16 protein-coding genes and 1 tRNA gene are annotated in these 19405 nt (G+C 50.8%); 10 read left to right on the top strand and 7 right to left on the bottom strand.

Going from position 1 to position 19405, the window contains the following annotated elements; genetic code table 11:
- Positions 1–31 precede the first annotated feature (31 nt).
- The gene (locus LCH85_18560; protein MCA0354003.1) at positions 32–1891 is read left to right on the top strand and encodes a DUF262 domain-containing HNH endonuclease family protein; all 1860 of its coding nucleotides are present in this window, start codon (positions 32–34) and stop codon (positions 1889–1891) included.
- Positions 1892–1947: 56 nt separating this feature from the next.
- Here the strand turns inward: LCH85_18560 and LCH85_18555 are convergent, their stop codons facing one another.
- Positions 1948–2172 carry a hypothetical protein gene (locus tag LCH85_18555; protein MCA0354002.1) on the bottom strand — a complete coding sequence of 75 codons (225 nt, stop codon included), beginning with the start codon at positions 2170–2172 and terminating at the stop codon, positions 1948–1950.
- Positions 2173–2394: 222 nt separating this feature from the next.
- On the opposite strand from LCH85_18555, the gene LCH85_18550 reads away from it, so the two are divergent.
- Positions 2395–4014, top strand: a complete 1620-nt coding sequence (locus LCH85_18550) for a peptidoglycan DD-metalloendopeptidase family protein (protein ID MCA0354001.1) — start codon at positions 2395–2397, stop codon at positions 4012–4014.
- Between the two features lie 432 nt (positions 4015–4446).
- On the opposite strand, the gene LCH85_18545 is transcribed toward LCH85_18550, so the two are convergent.
- The 5 genes from LCH85_18545 to LCH85_18525 form a co-directional block, all read right to left on the bottom strand.
- Complete coding sequence (locus LCH85_18545; GenBank protein MCA0354000.1) at positions 4447–5562, bottom strand: metal ABC transporter permease; 1116 nt, start codon at positions 5560–5562, stop codon at positions 4447–4449.
- 3 nt (positions 5563–5565) lie between these two features.
- Positions 5566–6486: a metal ABC transporter permease gene (locus LCH85_18540; protein ID MCA0353999.1), complete on the bottom strand. Its 921-nt coding sequence runs from the start codon at positions 6484–6486 to the stop codon at positions 5566–5568.
- Entirely contained in the window at positions 6483–7229 is a 747-nt protein-coding gene (locus LCH85_18535; protein ID MCA0353998.1) for an ABC transporter ATP-binding protein, read from the bottom strand. Before LCH85_18535 ends, LCH85_18540 begins: the two co-directional genes overlap by 4 nt.
- 123 nt (positions 7230–7352) lie before the next feature.
- On the bottom strand, positions 7353–8270 hold the full coding sequence (locus tag LCH85_18530) for a zinc ABC transporter substrate-binding protein (GenBank protein MCA0353997.1): 918 nt from the start codon (positions 8268–8270) through the stop codon (positions 7353–7355).
- Between the two features lie 71 nt (positions 8271–8341).
- Positions 8342–9013 (bottom strand): metal-dependent transcriptional regulator, encoded by a 672-nt coding sequence (locus LCH85_18525; protein MCA0353996.1) that lies wholly within the window; start codon positions 9011–9013, stop codon positions 8342–8344.
- 361 nt (positions 9014–9374) lie between these two features.
- Here LCH85_18525 and LCH85_18520 point away from each other — a divergent pair, with 361 nt between their 5' ends.
- The 4 genes from LCH85_18520 to LCH85_18505 all read left to right on the top strand — a co-directional run bounded on the left by LCH85_18520 (position 9375) and on the right by LCH85_18505 (position 11006).
- On the top strand, positions 9375–10112 hold the full coding sequence (locus tag LCH85_18520; protein MCA0353995.1) for a hypothetical protein: 738 nt from the start codon (positions 9375–9377) through the stop codon (positions 10110–10112).
- A 121-nt stretch (positions 10113–10233) separates the two neighbouring features.
- Positions 10234–10309: transfer RNA gene (locus LCH85_18515), tRNA-Arg, on the top strand.
- A gap of 136 nt (positions 10310–10445) precedes the next feature.
- A complete protein-coding gene (locus LCH85_18510; protein ID MCA0353994.1) occupies positions 10446–10607 on the top strand; it encodes a hypothetical protein in 162 nt (53 codons plus the stop codon).
- A gap of 102 nt (positions 10608–10709) precedes the next feature.
- Entirely contained in the window at positions 10710–11006 is a 297-nt protein-coding gene (locus LCH85_18505) for a hypothetical protein (protein MCA0353993.1), read from the top strand.
- On the opposite strand, the gene LCH85_18500 is transcribed toward LCH85_18505, so the two are convergent.
- Complete coding sequence (locus tag LCH85_18500; GenBank protein ID MCA0353992.1) at positions 11003–12016, bottom strand: ParA family protein; 1014 nt, start codon at positions 12014–12016, stop codon at positions 11003–11005. The genes LCH85_18505 and LCH85_18500 overlap by 4 nt on opposite strands.
- A gap of 178 nt (positions 12017–12194) precedes the next feature.
- Between LCH85_18500 and LCH85_18495 the strand changes: the two genes are divergently transcribed.
- From LCH85_18495 to LCH85_18480, 4 genes are all read left to right on the top strand, one after another.
- Positions 12195–13397 carry a hypothetical protein gene (locus LCH85_18495; protein ID MCA0353991.1) on the top strand — a complete coding sequence of 401 codons (1203 nt, stop codon included), beginning with the start codon at positions 12195–12197 and terminating at the stop codon, positions 13395–13397.
- A gap of 91 nt (positions 13398–13488) precedes the next feature.
- Complete coding sequence (locus LCH85_18490; protein MCA0353990.1) at positions 13489–14616, top strand: patatin-like phospholipase family protein; 1128 nt, start codon at positions 13489–13491, stop codon at positions 14614–14616.
- Entirely contained in the window at positions 14613–15092 is a 480-nt protein-coding gene (gene folK / locus LCH85_18485; protein MCA0353989.1) for a 2-amino-4-hydroxy-6-hydroxymethyldihydropteridine diphosphokinase, read from the top strand. Before LCH85_18490 ends, folK begins: the two co-directional genes overlap by 4 nt.
- A gap of 391 nt (positions 15093–15483) precedes the next feature.
- On the top strand, positions 15484–19374 hold the full coding sequence (locus tag LCH85_18480; GenBank protein MCA0353988.1) for a tetratricopeptide repeat protein: 3891 nt from the start codon (positions 15484–15486) through the stop codon (positions 19372–19374).
- Positions 19375–19405: the final 31 nt, after the last annotated feature.

Below are 19405 nucleotides of genomic sequence, written 5' to 3'. Positions count from 1 at the left end.
ATGTAAATGCTGATTGAAAGCCAAGGGTGCTATGAACAAAAAAACCTTAACGAGCTTGTTTGCCGAATCAATCTACCAAATTCCAGATTATCAGCGTGGTTATGCTTGGGAAGAAAAACAGTGGAGAGATTTCATTCAGGATATTGATGCATTAGTGGATGAGCAGGTAACTAGTCATTATACCGGCACCGTCGTTGTATACGAAGGCCGCGACGCTGAAAAACGACCATATGGCCGAACCCGACTAAAAGTGCTTGATGTGGTTGATGGACAGCAGCGATTAACCACCACCTGTCTCTATCTTTCGGTAATTATTCGCACACTGATTCAGCATGGCGAATTGGACTACGAGCGCGATATTGCCGATTTTCTGTATGCAGGCGCAACCTGCAAGCTGAACCTCAATAATGAAACTGGCGATATTTTTTATGACCTGTTAAGAGCTGGGCACGTCAATACTCCGCTTCAGTCGCCACATCAGCATCGGCTCGTCGAAGCCCATCGTCGCTTTCAACACCACATTAGCGAGCAGTTACAGCAACGAGGTGGCGCTGGGGTCGCTTATCTCAAAGAATTGCATTATGCGATCACCCAAAAACTCAATTTTACCTTCTATGTGATTGAAGAAGAAGCTGAGATTGGCATGACCTTCGAGTTGATGAACTCACGGGGCAAAGATCTTTCAGTGCTTGAATTGCTTAAGAATTATTTGATGCACTGGGTTTCGCGCAATGAAAACAACCCTGCAGATCGCGAAGCCCTCACCAAATTAATCAATCGCAGTTGGAAAGACACCTACACCAACCTTGGTGCAAGTTCGGGCAACAATGAAGATCAATGTCTACGCATCGCTTGGACGCTCTATTGCAGCCATTCCCCAGCTAACTGGCATGGGTATGAAGGCTTCAAGGCTGATGAATACATCCCGCTGAGAACATTTAGTAAACGCACGAAGGCCGAGACAAAAATATTTATCGAGCGCTTTGTGACGGGGCTTGCCGAAGTTTCACATCATTATGCCAGCATTATCAATCCAACCACCACCACAGCCCTATTCGAAGCTGAGCGGATTTGGCTCAGCAAGATTCGGCATACGGGCAATATTGCCAATTTCTTGCCCTTGATGGTGGCAGCCCGCAAGCAATACCAAGCAGGGCAGATTAGCGAAGGCGCGTACATCGACATGCTCAAGGCACTCGAATGCTATGCCTATCGTGTATTTCTTTGGGCAGCCCGACGCAGCAATGCTGGTAAATCAAGCTTCTATCGTTGGGGATACGAGATCTTTACTCAGTCACAGCCAATTGCTGATGTCACGCGCTGGATTCATCAACTGACCCGCTACTATGCACCTGAAGATGATTTTATCAACGGCAATGCCAACCCCAGCGATTGGTATAGAACTCGGAATCGCTTGAAGTACACGCTGTTTGAGTATGAGTTGCATCTACTTGCGACCGAGGGGAAAAACAGCGAACCACGCCTTGGCTGGGATCAACTCAGCGATTCGACAATTGAGCATATTCTGCCGCAGAATCCAGCAAAACATTCGCATTGGAATGGCGTATGGAACAAAACCGCCTTCAATGCAAGTGTCCACGATATCGCCAACCTTGTGCTTACCCACAATAATGCCAGCTATAGCAACTTTGAATTTGCCCGCAAAAAAGGCCAACCAGGCCTAAGTCCCAGTTATAGCGATTCTGATATTCGCCAAGAGCGGAAACTCGCGGCCTTTGCTGATTGGACTCCCAAAGAGTTTGCTGAACGCCGAAATGAGTTGATCATATGGATCAATCAGCGCTGGAAAACCGTCGGCGAACCCGACAATGCAGCTTTGGATGTCAACGACGAGGCTGATGACGATGGCATCGAGCATCAAGAAGGATAAATTAATCAGCAAACCGCCAAGCCATAAACTTGGCGGTTTCTCGCTCCAAATACAAATTAATGTTTTTGCGAACGTTTGTAGGCTCGAACAACCCAGAGAATCGAAAGATTCATTAGTGAAAGCAGCACAAAGATGCTCAACCCCAATAGAAGGCTATTATGTAGCAATAGTTTGATCACAAAGCGAAGTAAGACTGCCCCAATCGTATAAATAATCAAACCTGCTGCAATTGCTCGACCCTTACTCCAATGCCTTGGCGTTGGTGGTGGCGCTTGATACATACTCTCTCCTTACATCACAATCCTCAACTCATTATACAAAGATTCTCCTACGCAAAAAGCGCATTCTCGGCCAGCAAGCAGGGTAAAAATTGACAAAGTATTAAGCATAGGCTATGCTTGCCATAACTGCGTGGGCTTGGCAACGCACATTCATGCCATAATGCATGCCGATAGCCGTGATTGCTATCAGCAACCAAGCACCATTCGAGGAGTCTTCGTTCCATGACAGAGAAGCGAACTCCGCGGCGACGTGTTCAACGGGCACAAACGCAAAACAACGCCGAAGTTATTTTGCTACCAGCTCCTAACCACACCACTACCGCATTTCGCCAAAAATCTGATACTGGCCGGATTGAGTCACTCAATCGTGGTGGCCGCTCTGCCCAACGACGGCGCAAGCAAGAACAACGCGCGGCCTCAATTGCGCGATCTTCGCTGGCGCAAATCGCTGGCACACCTACTCGTGCCCCACAAGCAATTTCTGAGCCAAAACAACCACGGCGCTCATTCAAGGCCGCCGCTCAATCGGTGCGGCAGCGTTTGCAGCTTCAACGCCGTTTGGTTGCGCATAGCGTGATCCTGTTGGCCGCCTGTGTAGTGGCTTGGGGTCGCGGTTTTCCACTTAATCCAGTTTCTGATAATGCCACTAATCAAGCAATTCCTGAAGCTTTAGCCGCTGCCCAATTGGTCGATGAAGTTGAAGCAGGCAATTTCCAACGGGTTGTGATCCCAATTTCAGCCACTCAGCCCCAAAGCGTTGGTGGCGGTGAGCATGAAGTTGTGGTCGATGTTGGCCCTGCCTTAATCAAACCAGCGCCTGAACGTGGCCCGGCCTTTGTTGCAACCCACTTGGTTGCCAACGAAGAAACCATCGCCGATATTGCTGCCAAATATACAATTACCCCAGAATCGTTGATTGCGGCCAATAATTTAACTGGCCCAGTCGCGATCGGCGAAACCTTGCGAATTCCACGGGTTTCGGGGGTTCCGCACACAGTCAGCGAAGGCGAAACGATCACCGATATCGCCGAACGCTACAGTGTTGGTGCTGATGTGATTATGACCTTCCCACCCAACGGCTTAGATCAGGGTCAAGCCTTGATTGCTGGACGCGAAATTTTCGTGCCAGGAGCATCGTTGGCGGGCGTGCAAAATGTTTCAGTGCGCGGCGCAATCGATTCAATCAACCAAAAATCACAAGCCGCCGCAATTGTGCTGGCTGATCGCACCAATTTGCGTGAAGGCCCAGGCACGGCCTACGAGAAAATCGTCAAGGTCAATGCTGGCGAACGCTTACAATTAATCGCCAAACACGAAGTTTGGGTCAAAATTCGTCAAAGTGATGGTGAAGTGGCCTGGGTTGCCCGCGAAGTTGTGAGCATTCCCGAGGAAGTTTGGTCGGCCTTGGAAGAGACCGATAACTTTCCGCCGCCACCACCACCACCACCTGTTTGGGTTTGGCCAACCTATGGCGACTTGACCTCAGGTTTTGGCTATCGCAACTTTAGCGTTGGGCGCTTCCATAACGGCATCGATATTGCCAACCGCAAAGGCACGCCAATTTCCGCTGCCCGCCGTGGCACGGTGATCGAGGCTGGTTGGTGTAGCGGCTATGGCTATTGTGTCAAAATTAGCCATGGTTCTGGGATGGTCACCGAATACGGCCATATGATGTCGAATCCGGTGGTTTCCGAAGGCCAAGAGGTCGAGGCAGGCCAGTTGATCGGCTATATGGGCAGCACCTATGATCGGGCTGGCGGTGGCTACTCAACTGGGGTTCACCTGCACTTCACAATCAAGATCGATGGTACCGCAGTTAATCCGCTCAAGTATCTACCCTAATTCAACCAACTGTTGAGCTAGCGCCAGTGCCAATCGCATTGGCGCTCTTTTTTTGCCAAAAATGATCGTTCCAGCGTGCCGTTGGATTATCATTCATCGGCAATCGCCACCTGCGTTCCTAAATATTTATCCTGTGGAAGCCTTGTTCACCACTCTTCCGTCCCGCCTCAAGGCGGGAGACGCAGGAGGGTTTTCATCCCCCTGCACCCCCAAATATTTATCCTGTGGAAAGTTATGATTATTGCAACACCCTAACCTTGGTGCTCTTTGCTACAGATTGTTGATCCGTAAACCCGAGACCCTTATTTTCTATCCTTCTGTTATAAACAATCTCCAACTAACAATCAATGAGTAGGAATCAACAAAACAAAAGCCTACTCGCCATTGAGTAGGCTCTGCTAGGTGGGAACCGTGGCTAGCGGAAGGGCGGTGCTAGGCACGACCTAATTGCAAGACTTGCTGACTCCGTTCACGCCCACTGGTCGTCAGTTCAAGTTGTTGGCCTTGGCAGCGCACCAAGCTCCGCCGCTGAGCCAGATCAAGCACCCGTTGAGCAAACTTGTTATTCCATTTCAATTCGCTTTGCAAATGGCCAATCGTGCTTTCATGGGCAGCTTCGGGGCTACCTTCGTGTTGCAACAGGTGCACCAAGAGCGTATCAGCAGCAAATTGAATTCGTTGGCGAGCCAAGCGCTGTGCCCGAGCAACCAAGCCTTGTTTGGGGCTAAACAACAAGGCCAAGCCAAATTCAACTCCAGTAATTGTGGCAATTGCGCCTGCAACCGAGCCGTTGAGCATAAACGCTAAGCCAAAGCCAGCAACTGCGGCAATCGCGCCAGCCGCAATCGCCAAGCCAATCATCCACGGCAGGCGGTCGGTCAGCAAATAGGCTGTGGCCGCAGGCACAATCATCAAGGCCACTACCAAAATCGCCCCAACAGCGGTAAATGCGCCAACCGTGGTAATTGAAACTACCGCCATCAAGCCATAGTGAATGAGAATTGGCGAAAAACCAAGGGTTGCTGCTAAGCCAGCATCAAAAGTGGCCAATTTGAGTTCTTTATAAAACACACTAATAAAAATCAGATTAATCAAACATAAGCCGCCCATAATCCAGAGCGATTGCGGCCCTAAATCAGTTTCGCCAAGATACCAATGGTCAAAGCCGACAAACTCGATGTTGCCATAGAGCACCGCATCGGCATCAAGGTGAACATCGGCATAATATTTCGAGACGAGGAAGGTTCCCAAGGCAAACATGGCTGGAAACACAATCCCAATTGCCGATTCGCCGCCGACGCGCTGGGTATTTTTGAGCAACTCAACCAAGCCTACGGTAATCAGGCCTGCTAAGGCTGCGCCAAAAAAGCCTGCCAATAAACTTGGGCCTTGGGCAATAAAATAACCTGCTACTAGGCCTGGCAAAATCGCATGGCTAATCGCGTCGGCCAGCATCGCCATGCGCCGCAAAATCAGGAAACAGCCAAGCGAGGCACAGGCAGCTGCCACCAAAATTCCAGTCAGAATAATTGCAAACGTGCTACTCATGGCCTATTCTCCTTTGGCTGGCTGAATTTCGCGGCTGCGTGGTTCGTTGTTCAGCGAATGGTTTTGACGGATTTTCGACCAAACCAAGCCACGGGCTGGCGCGAACAAGAGTGAAATAGCCACAATTGCTGTTAAGCTCAGGATAATCATCGGCCCAGTTGGCACATGCTGTTGCCCAAGGCTGAGCATGGTTCCGGCGATGCCTGCACTTGCACCAAACACGCCTGACAGCACCAACATCACGCTTAATCGATGGGTCCATTGACGCGCTGCAACCGCTGGCCCCACCAACATGGCCGCCATCAACACGACCCCAACGGTTTGCAAGCCAATTACGATTGCCACTACAATCAAGCTGGTGAGCAAAATACCGAGTCGATTAGGCGGAAAGCCAAGGCTAGCCGCAAAAGCGGGATCAAACGCCAACAACTTAAATTCTTTATACAGCAACACCAAACAGCCCAGTGCCAAACCACCTAAAATGCTCATCGTTAGCACATCGGTGGCAACCAAGGTCGCCGCTTGGCCAAACAAAAAGCGATCAAGCCCAGCTTGGTTGGCATCGTTGCGCTTGGCAATATAAGTCAGCAGCAAAATCCCAACCCCAAAAAAGACGCTCAGCACAATCCCCAAGGCGCTATCTTCGCTAATCCGGGTATCACGCACAATACGATTGATCACCAGCGTGCCAACCCAACCAGCAATGCCCGCCCCCAGTAAGAGCACAATCGGCGCTTTGGAGCCAGTCAATAAATAGGCGATGGCGATGCCAGGCAAGGCGGCATGCGAGAGCGCATCACCCAGCAAACCTTGGCGACGCAACACCGCAAAACAGCCTAAAATTCCGCTGACAATGCCTAAAACCATTGCTCCCAAGGCCACATTGCGCAAGGTGTAATCGCGAAATAAATCTAAGATACTCATGCAGCACCTCGAATCAGGCTTTGGGTTCGGCCACCATAGGTTTGGCTAATATTTTCGGGTGTCCAAATAGTTTTCATTGGGCCAGCAGCGATCATGCGTACATTCAACAACGCCACCCAATCAAAATATTCAGGCGCTGAATCAAGGTCGTGGTGCACGCAGATTACGGTTTTTCCGTCTGAGCGCAGTTGTTGCAATAGGCTGATAATCGCGCGTTCGGTCACTGCATCCACGCCCACAAATGGCTCATCCATCAGATAGAGTTGGGCACGTTGAGCCAAGGCGCGAGCCAAAAAGACCCGTTGTTGTTGGCCGCCGCTGAGCTGGCTAATTTGGCGTTGGGCAAAATCGGCCATGGCCAGTTGCTCTAAACAATGCAGCGCCCATTCGCGGTCAGCTTTGCTGGGCCGTTTGATCCAACCGAGTTGGCCGTAAGTTCCCATCAGCACCACATCTAAGGCGTTGGTTGGAAAATCCCAATCGACGCTGGAGCGTTGCGGCACATAGCCAACCATCCGCCGTGCTTTGGCATAAGGCTGGCCAAACATCTCGACCGTACCAGCCGCCACCGGCATCAAGCCAAGCGTCGCCTTAATCAAGGTTGATTTGCCAGCGCCATTTGGCCCAACAATTGCCGCCAACACGCCGGTTGGCACACTCAAATCAATATCCCACAACACCGGCTTATCTTGGTAGGCCACAGTTAGATCGTGAATTGCAAGCGGTTTTGCACTAGCGTTCATATGGTTTGGCTCCTTGAAACGTTGGAGATCGGGGTTTGGGGACTGGGGATCGGTGAATTTTTGACATAAACACTATTTCAGATATTTTCCGATCCCCAAGCCCCAACAACCGACCTCCAATTATTACTTCAACGCATTAACAATCGTGGTGACGTTATGGCGCACCATGCCGATATAGGTTCCTTCTTCAGTGCCAGCATCGCCCATGGCATCGGAGAACAACTCGCCACCGATTGCCACATCCCAGCCGCGTGATTGAACGGCTTTTTGGACAGCATTAATCGTGGTTTGCGGCACGCTGGATTCGACAAAAATTGCTTTGATTTGGCGAGTTTGAATAAATTCGGCTAGGCTTTGCACATCGCCTGCCCCCGCTTCGCTGGCCGTACTCAACCCTTGCAAACCGCGCACCTCAAAGCCATAGGCTGAGCCAAAGTAGCCAAAGGCATCGTGAGCCGTAATCAGCACGCGGCTTTGGCTGGGCACGGTTGCAATCAAGGCCTTAACTTCCTCATCCAAAGCGGTCAGTTCTTGGGCATAGGCAGCGGCGTTGCGCTGATAATCGGCAGCGTGGGCTGGATCATAGCTTGCCAAAGTTTCAACGATGATGGCAATCGTATCGCGCCATAAAATTACATCGAACCAAACATGCGGGTCGAAAGATTCGCCACCAGTCGCATGCAAACGGCTTTGATCGATTTGGCTGGTGACGGCAATCGTTGGTTTTTGGCGATTGAGCTTTTCGAGCATATCGGTCATGCGGCCTTCAAGCTCCAAGCCGCCATAAAAAATCAAATCAGCATCATCGAGAATCCGCACATCGCCAACGCTGGGTTTGTAGAGGTGTGGGTCAACACCTGGCCCCATCAAGCCAAGCACTTCGACATGCTCGCCGCCAACATGCTTGACGACATCGGCAATCATGCCCACGGTTGCAGCCACCCGTAGCGGCGGATTAGCACTGGTTTGTTGGGCAAAACTGCTAGGGCCACAACTTACCAGCAGCAATACCAGCAGCACCAAAAGATTTTTTCGTTGCATAGAACTACCTCATTTTAACGATACAACAAACTATTTAGGCATACCTAAAAGACTCAAGTAAAAAAGAGCGTCTAAATTGAACGCTCAATTTGAACTTGAATCCGCGTTGCCAAGCGTGAATCAAGCACCTGTTGAGTTTGCTCAGCGCCAACCCACAAGGTCAAGGGGCCATCAAACGGCGCTCGGGCAATAATCGTAATAACGTTGTTGGGAGTTAAACCAAGATCAGCCAAGTAGCGCAAGCGAGCAGCATCACGATCTTCAACTTCGACGATCCGCGCAATTTGATTCAGCTCCAACAAAGCCAAGGAGCATGAATCACGCTGCGGAATACTGCCATCGCGGGCCGGAATTGGCGAACCATGGGGATCAAATTGGGGATGCCCCAAATATTCGGCAATTCGTTCTTCCAGCGCTTCAGAAAGCACATGTTCCAAAACTTCGGCCTCATCGTGAACTTCATCCCACGACATGCCGAGGGCTTGCACCAAATAGAGTTCTAGCAAACGATGGTGGCGAATCATCTCAAGCGCGATTTTCTCGCCGATCTCGGTGAGGCGCACCCCATAACGAGCCTGATAATCAACCAGTTCTAAACTTTCGAGCTTTTTGACCATCTCGGTAATTGTGGGCGCACTAAACCCGAAGTAACTAGCCAGCCGACCGTTGGAGACAGGCGCTTCCTCTTGTTGAAGGGTATAAATTGCTTTCACATAATCTTGTACGCCTGCCGTAATTCGCATAAACCTATCAATCCTTTCTTTTAGGTACTACCTAAGTATAAAGTTAATTGGGGTTAAATGTCAAGTAGTGAGCGTAATGTGATCCACGAAGGACACGAAGCCACGCGAAAGGCCGAAACCGCGAAGAGCACGAAGAGCACGAAGCCACACGAAGGGACGCAACATTTAGGTTTTGAGCCACGAATTGCACAAATTCCACGAATAGTTTCATCCCTCATAATTCATCCTTCATCCTTTCCTTCAGCTTCATCCCTCATAATTCATCCTTCATCCTTTTCTTCATACGCTCTTCACAGCCGTGGTTTATGCTAGAGCCATATCGAACAAGCGACGAATGCAATGGTACAAAACGGAGGCTTTTATGAAAACGATTGGAAAATGGCTGGCAATTGTGGCAATCGCTTTTGCTTTGGTGTTTGTCGGTGGACGCTTAACCAGCACCCAAGCCCAAACACCCACCACCCCTGATAGCACCCAAACTCAACCAACTACCCCCGATAGCACCACGGCCAATCCAGGCCAAGGCTTTGGGTTTGGCAAGCGTGGCGGGCGTGGCGGTGGTATGGGTCAACGCGGTGGCATGGGCATTCATCATCAATTGGTTGAGCAAACCGCAGCCTTGACCAAACTGACCACGGCTGATGTGCGCACCAAATTGGTTGAAGGCGCTTCATTGACCGAAATTGCTACCGCCAACGGCAGCAGCGAACAAGCAGTGATTGATGCAGCCGTAGCTCAAATGGAAACCAACTTGAGCGAAGCCGTCACCAATGGCAAAATTACTGAAGACCAAAAGGCCGAACGTTTGGCAACCGCCAAAACCGAAGCCCCAACCTTGATGAACCAAAAAGGCGTTGTCGCTGACAAAGGCCCAGGTCGCGGTGGTCGTGGCCAACACCTGTTGGTTCAAGCAACCGCCGATGTAACAGGCCTAACCGTTGAGCAAGTTCAAGCCGAAGTGCAAGCAGGCAAAACCTTAGAGCAAGTTGCTCAAGCCAATGGCAAAACCGTTGATGATATTATCGCCAACTTGCGCACCAAAGGCGAAGAACGCTTGAACACTGAACTCGAACGCGCTCGCGAAGCCTTGACTAAATAAGCCAGTTCGCCATCGGTTTCCTCCACACAGCATTGAGAACAGCCAACAGCGGATGGAATTCCATCCGCTGTTGGTTTTAAGATTTGCAACAAAGCCCAATTTCGAGTATTCTATAGACGTTGCGACCGTAGCTCAGTGGATAGAGCATTGGTCTTCGGAACCAAGTGTCGGGGGTTCGAGTCCCTCCGGTCGCGCCAATCGCACCTACTTACTAATGCAGTGAGTAGGTGTTTTTTATGGCTTTGCAAAGGCCTAAAACAATGTGACGCTGTTTGTCACAAAGAGATGCGATACTAGCCTCAGTTCTAACGCAATGTTAATTCGGAGGCAGCTATGTTGAACATCCAAACCCAACCATTCAATCGCTCATTGGCTTTGGCAATTATCGCCGCGTTGGCCTTGTTGATTTTGGCAACCAGCGTAATCAACCCAGCTCCATTATCGGCAGCCTTCGAGCCACAAACCCCAGCTGTTTGCAGTTTTTGTGGTCAATAAGCTAGTCGTTTGAGCCAGAAGCACAATGGTGTGATTATTTTCCCCCTTAAATTCCCCATGCTATACTTCCCCATAAAGTCGTTGTTCATTTAAGGTAGCGTCATGACAATTGAATTTTGGAGCTGGCTGGTTTGTGGCTTGGTGCTGCTTGGTTGTGGCATTCTAGCTTGGCAGATCAGCAATGGTCGGCGACGGCGCATGATTACGTTTGTGCTGTATGCCGGGTTATTTGGGCTTAATTTGGCTGGGGCTGAATTTATTGCGCGGGGGCTTGATCAACTGCTTGGTTCGTGGTTGACAGTCAGCCCAAACAACCTAGCTCGTTTGCGGCTTGGTTTTGCAGGCATTTGGCTCGTTGCAATTGTTTTTGGGTTGCAGCGCGTGCGCAAATATTCCTAGCGGCGAACTCCCGAAGCTAATTCTTGGCGTTTATATTTGCAATGATCACAAAAATACACCCGATAGCCTGCCAACATCACTTGCTCTAATAAGCGCCCACAATGCGGACATTCCTCGCGCACAGGGCCACGAAACATGGGCTTTTCTTCGGCTTGTAAATTACCAACCAGCGATGGTTCGGGTGGCGGAGGCGGGGTTTCAAAGGCGGTGAATGGACGAGCCGCAGCAACTGGATTGACCACAGGCTCAGCCATAGGTTTGGCTTGAAAATTAAACACATCGCCCAATTTTTCGACCAACGCTGCATAATCAATCGCCCCATTCGAGCGTGGATCATACTCATAGATCGTTTTACCTTCGACCGTCGCCTCAGACAACCGCACATTGACCCGAACTGGATCAGTTACGAGCGTGCCATATTCCTCACGCAACGAGGCCAGCAAACGGTGCGATTGGCGATTACGCGCATCGAACATGGTGGGAATAATCATGCGTAATGCGCCCATTGTGCCTTTGATACGGGTGATATTCCGGCCTAGTTGGCGCAACCCTTGCAGAGCTAAGTGTTCCAAAGCGGTTGGCACGATAATATCTGAGGCCGCCATCAAGGCATTCAGGTTAAGCACGGTCAACGAAGCGCTACAATCAATAAAGACAAAATCATAGTTGCGCACAACTGGACGTAAGGCGATTTCGAGCACCCGACCCCAATCTGGGCGTTTGCCAATATCCGATTGTGCTTGCAATAACGCATCGCTTGAGGCAAGTAAGTCGATGTTGGGGCGTACTTGCACGACACAATCAGGAATTTTCTTGTTATCGATCAAAACATCGTACAGGGAGCGGCGGGGTTCGGCATGCCCAAAACACATACGAACATTGCTTTGTGGATCGACATCGATCACAAGCACTGAAGCACCTTTGAGGGCAAAGCCGGCGGCTACATTCACGGTGGTAGTCGTCTTGCCAATACCGCCCTTGAAGTTGGTGACGGCAATTACGCGAGGCATAGGATACAACTCCTGAGTATACTGCAAGCAGTGTACGGTAGAGTGTAGGCAACGTCAAGCAGCCATAATCCAATTATTAAGATTCACCTGTGGGCTAGCCATTGGGGGGAATCAATCGCCAAGTGCAGTATGCTACAATGAACCAACAATGAAATAACCCGACACAGAGGTCGTTACGATGGCAAAGCTTAAAAATTACGTAGTCTCCTTGGATGATGTGTCCACCGTCGAAGAACTCAAGGCCGCCTTGCGTGAACGGCGTTTGGTTGGCGTAACCCAACTAACCCTCAATGGTCGCAATTGGGGTGATGCTGTCGCGCATAGCTTGGCTCGCTCACCGCACATGGCCACCGTGCGCGTGCTCGATCTCAGCGAAAATCAATTAACTGATGATGCTGTGATTGCTTTGGCTCAATCGCCCCACTTAAGCCAATTGCGCACCCTGCGCTTGCAACGCAACCAAATTGGCGATGCTGGCTTGATTGCCTTGGCTCAATCGCCCTACCTGAGCAACCTCAACGAATTAGAGCTTTATCAAAATGCAATCGGCGCTGCTGGCGCTCAAGCACTCAGCAATTCGACCAGCCTGACCCAACTAACCAAACTACGGCTTTATCGCAATCAACTAGGTGCGGCTGGCGGCGCGGCCTTGGTCGAAGGTCAAGCCTTGGTTAATCTCCAGTTGCTCGATATTGATCATAACGATTTGGGCGATGCTGGAATTAGTGCCTTGGCCGCTGCTCAACATCTGACCCAACTAACCTCGCTTAATTTGAGCAACAACAATATTGGCCCAGCTGGCGTGAAGGCGCTGGCCGAAGATGAACAATTGGGCAATGTAACCCATCTTGATCTCAGCGATAATGATGTAGGTTTTGCTGGAGCCAAGGCCTTAGCCGATTCGCCCTATCTGCGCAGCATTGTGACGCTCAATTTGGCCTCAACCAATATTGATGCGGCTGGTATTAGCGCCCTTGCGAATTCGCCAGTGCTTGCCAACACCGAACGTCTTGATTTGCGCTCGAATGCAATTGGCGACGCTGGTTTGAGTGCCTTAGCCCAATCGAGCCATGTCACCAATCTCAAGGCCTTGTTACTCAACGATAATGCGATTGGCGACGCTGGAGTCCAAGCTTTGACCACCAGCACCAGCCTTGGCAATTTGGCGGTGTTGTATCTCGCCGATAACGCAATTGGCGATGCTGGCGCAACCAGTTTGGCCAATACAACCAACTTAGGCCAACTGCAAGAGCTTGATTTATGGGGCAATCAACTAAGCCGCAGCAGTCAAGAAGCCTTTAGTCAATCGCCAGCGCTGAATAATTTGGTGCTGCTCGATTTAGGCATTAGCGACGAAGAAGACGAAGACGATATCTTCTAAATCGCTTGGCCTCAACTGACAGATCGATCAGCATTGTCGAACATTGAGCAATGCTGTTATTTACTGTTGGTTTTCAAGCTGCGAGGTTGTTATGGCAAAAAGAGCTTTGGTGCTTTCGGGCGGCGGTGGCCGTGGAGCTTATCATGTTGGGGTGATGCAAGCTTTAGTCGAACGCGGCTGGATGATCGATGGGCAAGGGCCAGATATTATTGCTGGCACATCGATCGGCGCGGTCAACGGGGCGGCTTTGGCCTCAGGTATGACTGTGGCTCAATTGCGCCAACGTTGGCTGAATATGCACTCCGAAGATGTTCAGCAGCTTTCAAGCGATCTGCCGACGATTAGCCGACCACTGATGCGCTTTTTGCTACGCTCGATTTTGACCTCTGACGAGCATGGCGGCGATGATCAGATTGAGGCTGAAACGCCAGAAGCCGATCGCAATTTGCATAGCCCCAGCATTTGGCATAAATTTCGCAGCATTTTTAGCACCACGCCGTTTAAAAGTTTGCTTGATACCACGCCATGGCGACACACCCTCAGCGCTTGGATGAATTTTGAGCGCATCAATAGCCCCGCTGCACCAACCCTGCTGTTGACCGCCACCGATGTTCGGCGCGGCACCTTGCGGGTATTTTGCAACCATAAACTTGATGGTCAAGCCCAAGATCAACTCAACATCGAGCATATTATGGCTTCGTCGAGCATTCCAGCGGTCTATCCATGGACACAAGTTGGCGAAGATATGTATTGGGATGGCGCGGTTTTGGCCAATACGCCACTCGGCCCAGTCATTGAGCATGCTGGCGGCGATGTTGAAATTATTGTGGTAATGATGACCCCATGGGATGCCGACCCCAACGATGGCGACCAACACCTTGAAGCCATGCCCAGCGATTTGGCTCAATCGTTGTGGCTGACGCTGGATTGGGCATTGTTGGCCTCATATCGTGCATCATTTAAATTGCTCAAGGTGTATAACCAAATTGCTGAGGCAGCGCAACGCCTGACCGCCGCCGCCGAAAAAACTGGCGATCAATCACTGCGCTGGCCTGGCACGATGCCCTATCGCGTAGCCGAGCCATTAGTGATTGCGCCCCAAAAACTCATGCCCTTAGAATGGATCGTCGATTACGAGGGCAAAAATCATCAAGCTTTGTTTGAAATGGGCTATCGTGATGCCTTACGAGCCTTAGATCAACGCCAGGAGCAAGCGTGACCACCGTTTATTTAGCCATCGGTAGCAACCAAGGCGATCGTTTAGCCAACTTACAAGCGGGATTGGCCGCTTTAGCCCCCGCTGTCCAACTAACCAATTATTCTAGCGTCTATGAAACCGCAGCAGCCTATGTTGAAGATCAACCGCCGTTTTTGAATGCGGTGGTTGCTGGCACGACCGAATTAGCGCCGCATGCGCTGCTGGCCTTGCTCAAGCAGATCGAGCACTCTTGTGGCCGCCGACCAGGCTTACGCTACGGCCCGCGCCCACTTGATCTTGATATTTTGTTGTATGACGAGCTTGAATTGAAAACCGATGATTTGATTATCCCCCACCCTCGCATGTTTGAGCGTGATTTTGTGTTGCGACCCTTGGCCGAAATCGCGCCTAGCCGCGTCAACCCCGAACAGCTCGCCCAAGCAACTCAAGGCAGCGTCTTAGCAATCGCCTACCCAGCCGAGCAACTATCCCTATAACCGCAATCGCAGGGTCAGGAATTTTATTTGTAACCGCGAAGGACGCGAAGAGCACGAATGTTGGATTTATTGGTTCCTTGAGGTTTATCGAACTGTGAGCGAACCACGAAACCAGCCTTAGCGCCCTTCGCGTTCTCTGCGGTTACAACCTTCGTGCGAGAAATCAGAAATTTTATTGGGAACCGCGAAGAGCACGAATATTGGATTTATTGATTCCTTGAGGTTTATCGAACTGTCGGCGAACCACGAAACCAGCCTTAGCGCCCTTCGCGTTCTTCGCGGTTACAACCTTCGTGTTCTTCGTGGATTAAAACTTGTGTTGCTCGTAGGCTACCATTCGCAGTTAGGCCATGATAGGATAAGCCTGTGTTGCTAGCCGAGGAGCCGCCCCATGAGCCAACCAAACATCCTCACCCTCGAATGTACCGCTGCCGCCGCTGATTCGCCCGATTTAGCCCAATGGACGTTGCGCTTCAATCAATTGACTGCCAGCGGCCCGTTGCCTGCGCTGCCAACCAAAGAGCAACGCGCCGATTTTCAATGGTATTTTGAAGACTACTTGAAATGGCCATTTGAAGGCTTTCTTATACGAGCCAAACAGGTTGAAGCAGATTTAACTACAGTTGGTAAAGTGCTGTTTAAAGCGATTTTCAAATCAAGCGCCGATGCCGCCGAAATCTATGCTGAGTGGATGCAGGTTGATGCTGGTGTGCCAACCTTGCAAATTTTAAGCGTGATTCCCGCCGTGCTGAGCGTGCCATGGGAGTTGCTGCACGATGATTTTGGCTTTTTGAATCAACGGCGGATCAATCCAGTCGCAATCTATCGCACCGTTTCTAGCGTTCGCTCAAAAATTGCCGCCCAGCAATTTGCCATGCCGTTGCGGGTGCTGGTAGTTGTGGCACGGCCTGATGATCAAAATTTTCTCGATCCGCGCAGCTCGGCCCAAACCATTTTTGGCCAGTTACAAAAATTAGAACAAACTGAAAAGCTCAAGCCTGGCATGATCGAGCTGGAGTTTTTGCGCCCGCCAACCTACGATCAACTGGCGCGTCGCCTGCAAGATACCACAAAACCTGTACATATATTGCATTTCGATGGTCATGGCGGCTTTCCCAAAATCCAGCCAACCAGCACGCTCTATAAATCGGCCAACGTGCCGCAAGGGGTTTTATCGTTCGAAAAAGCCGATTATAAAGTTGATACGGTCGAGGCTCGTCGCTTTGCTGAGTTGTTGAATGGCGCGGGCGTGCGCTTGGTCTTGTTGGATGCCTGCCAAACCAGCGTGATGGATACCAGCGCCAGCGACGATGCCGAGTATCAACGCCAACAGGCTTTGAGCAGCGTGGCAACCCAGTTGTTGACGGCGGGCGTGCCTGCAGTGGTGGCGATGAGCGCCAGCGTGCTGCCCATCACGACGGCAATCTTTTTTGGCGAATTCTATGGATTGATCGCCAAGGGCGAGCCGGTGCCTGTAGCCTTGGAGCGAGCACGCCAAGCCTTGCAAAGCCAGCCTGTGCGCCTGTACCTCGCCCGTAACGCCGAACAAGAACTTGATCCAATTAGCTTGGCCGATTGGTGGTTGCCGCATTTTTATCAGCAAGCAGCGATCAATCTCACGCCAACCAGCAAGCCAGCGCGACCCAAGCCGACCAAGCTTTCGGGCTTCGTCGAAAACCCGCATCAACGCCCGTTTGTTGGCCGCGCCAAGGAGTTGTTGCAGCTTGAACGGGCTTTGCTCAAGGGCAAAATTGCCCTGTTGCATGGCTTTGGCGGCATTGGCAAAACTCGCCTTGCCAGCGAAGCTGCTGCATGGCTGACTCAAACCAAGCTCTATCACGGCGCATTGTTGCTCTCGTTTGAACATGGCGGCAGCCAAATTGCCTTGCTCAGCGCGATTGCCCGTCATTATGAGTTGCCCGAAACCGATTCGCACGATTTGCAGGCAGCCTTAAAGCGCTTCAAGCCACACCTACGCAACAAGCCATTGCTGATTATCGCTGATAATTTGGAGAGCATTTTGCCCAACGCGGGCAATGTTGAGCTGAATGTGTTGGAAGCCCAAGAACGCCAAGCTTTGTGGGATTGTGTGCTAGGCTTGCGGCAAGCAGGTGCAGGCATCATTTTGACCTGCCGTGATTATGATTTGCGTGATAGTCGCTTGGAGCAAGGCCAATACACCAGCCTGATTGCCATGCGCGGCTTGGATGCACCTTCAGCTTACAGCTTTGCCACAGCCTTGCTCGATGATTTGGCGATTGATCGGCGGCGTGCGCCAAAATTGCAACTAAGCAGCCTGTTGGTGCGGCTCGATCATCACCCGCTGGCCATGGGCTTGACCTTACGTGCCTTGCGCGACCCTAGCTTGAGCATCCAGCAACTACTGAGCGACTATAGCAGCGCCTTAGCCCAATTCACCGATGAAACTAGCCCCAACCAACGCCATAGCTCGCTCGAAGCCTCGCTTAACTATTCGCTGCAACGCCTCAGCCCTGAACAGCGTGAGTGGCTGGCTAAGCTCACGCCATTCGAAGGCGGTGCATTAGAACCATTCCTTTTAGAAATCACTGAAATTCCTGCTGAGCAGTGGCAACAACTCCGTGCCGCCCTTGAGCATGCGGCATTAATTGTGCCTGTAGCAATTGCAGGTGTTGGAGTGACATTTTTGCGTTTTCACCCAACCCTCACGCCCTATCTGCGTAAATATCACCCCGCTAGCACCGAGCTAGAGCAACGCTTCGCCGTGCGTTATTACCAGTTGTCAAGCTATTGTTATGAGCAAGATCTCCAAAACCCGCAAGCAGTCCGCGGCTTGGTGCACTATGAACTGCCCAACTTGCAACGGGCAATCCACGGGTTGTTGGGCTTCAAGGAGATTAATGCCGCAGTGGATATGGCAACGAATTTGAATCGCTTTTATGATATTTTTGGTATGCAACGTGAACGCACGCTGCTCAATCAACAGCTTGCCCAGCATATGGTGGTGAATACACAGCTTTCTGAAGCTGAATTTTTGCATGAATCAGAGTTTGGTGAGGCAGACTATAGCCAAGGTCGTTATGATCGAGCACTGCAACGCTTTGGGCAACTCTTAGCGCGGATCGAGCAGCAGCCAGCTGATCAGCCACATGGCGTTGGTTCCTATCAGCATTGTCTAACGCTTGGGCGAATCGGGCGTTGTTTATTCCGCTTAGGCCAACCTGCTCAAGCCCAAGAGTTTCAGCAGCAAGCCTTGACCATGATCGAGCACTTGCTCAGCCAACAACCAGATAGCACGACCTATCGGCAACAAAAGGCTGTTCTCTTGACTGAGTTTGCCGATTGCCAACGCGATCAAGGACAATTTGCCCAAGCCAAAAACTACTATGAGCAAGCCCTAGAAATCAATAAAATACTTGATGATCAGCGGGGTCAAGCGGTAAGTTTAGGCCAACTAGGGAATTTAGCGCTGCGCCAACGCCAGTATGCTGAGGCCACACAAAAGTACGATGCAGCTCTAACCATCTACCAAAAGTTGAATGAGCCAAGTGGTGAGGCGATTATCTATCATCAACTTGGAGTGGTTTCCCAAGAGCAAAAAGATTGGTCGAACGCCGAACAATACTACCGCCAGAGCCTTGCGATCGAAGAAAGTCTGCGCAATAACCTTGGGGCAGCCCAAACCTGTAATCAACTGGCAATTGTGACGAAATCAGCAGGCAAGCCAAACGAAGCAGAAGACTGGTTTAAGCGGGCATTACGAACCCCTGATCTGCCAGCATTTGAGAAAGCCACAACGCTCAATAATCTCGCTAATCTGATTGCCGATCAAATCCAAGCCAGAGCGTGGTCAACTAGCCGATTGGCCGAAGCCCAAGCCTATGCTGAACAAGCACTTGCCATTCGTAAAGAGCTCGATCCAGCTATCGCTGAAATATGGAAAACATTTGGTATTCTCGCCAACATAGCCGATTTAGCAGGCCAATCAGTGCAAGCGACAGAGTATCGCCAACAAGCACGCATTGCCTATTCCGCCCATGCCGCCAATCGCTGGCATATTAATCAACAAGCTGGAAATTTGATCGCAGCAATTGTCGCTGCAACTCAAGGGAATCAGGAAGTACGCACAGCAGTTGAGCACTTATTACCACAACTAGAAGCAGGTGGTTGGGTCATTAGCCATGCAATTCAGCGCATCTGGGCAGGCGAGCGCGATTGGCATGCACTGTGTGCCGAGATCGACCCCAATTCAGCATTGTTGATCTTACGGGTACTTGAGGAGCTAGAAAAGGATGAAGGATGAGGGATGAAGGATGAATTTAATCGCGAAGGGA

It is taken from the genome of Chloroflexota bacterium (assembly GCA_020161265.1).
Classification (GTDB): Bacteria; Chloroflexota; Chloroflexia; order Chloroflexales; family Herpetosiphonaceae; genus Herpetosiphon.
The sequence above is the reverse complement of the archived record's forward strand: the minus strand, read 5'-3'. Positions and strand labels throughout refer to the sequence as shown.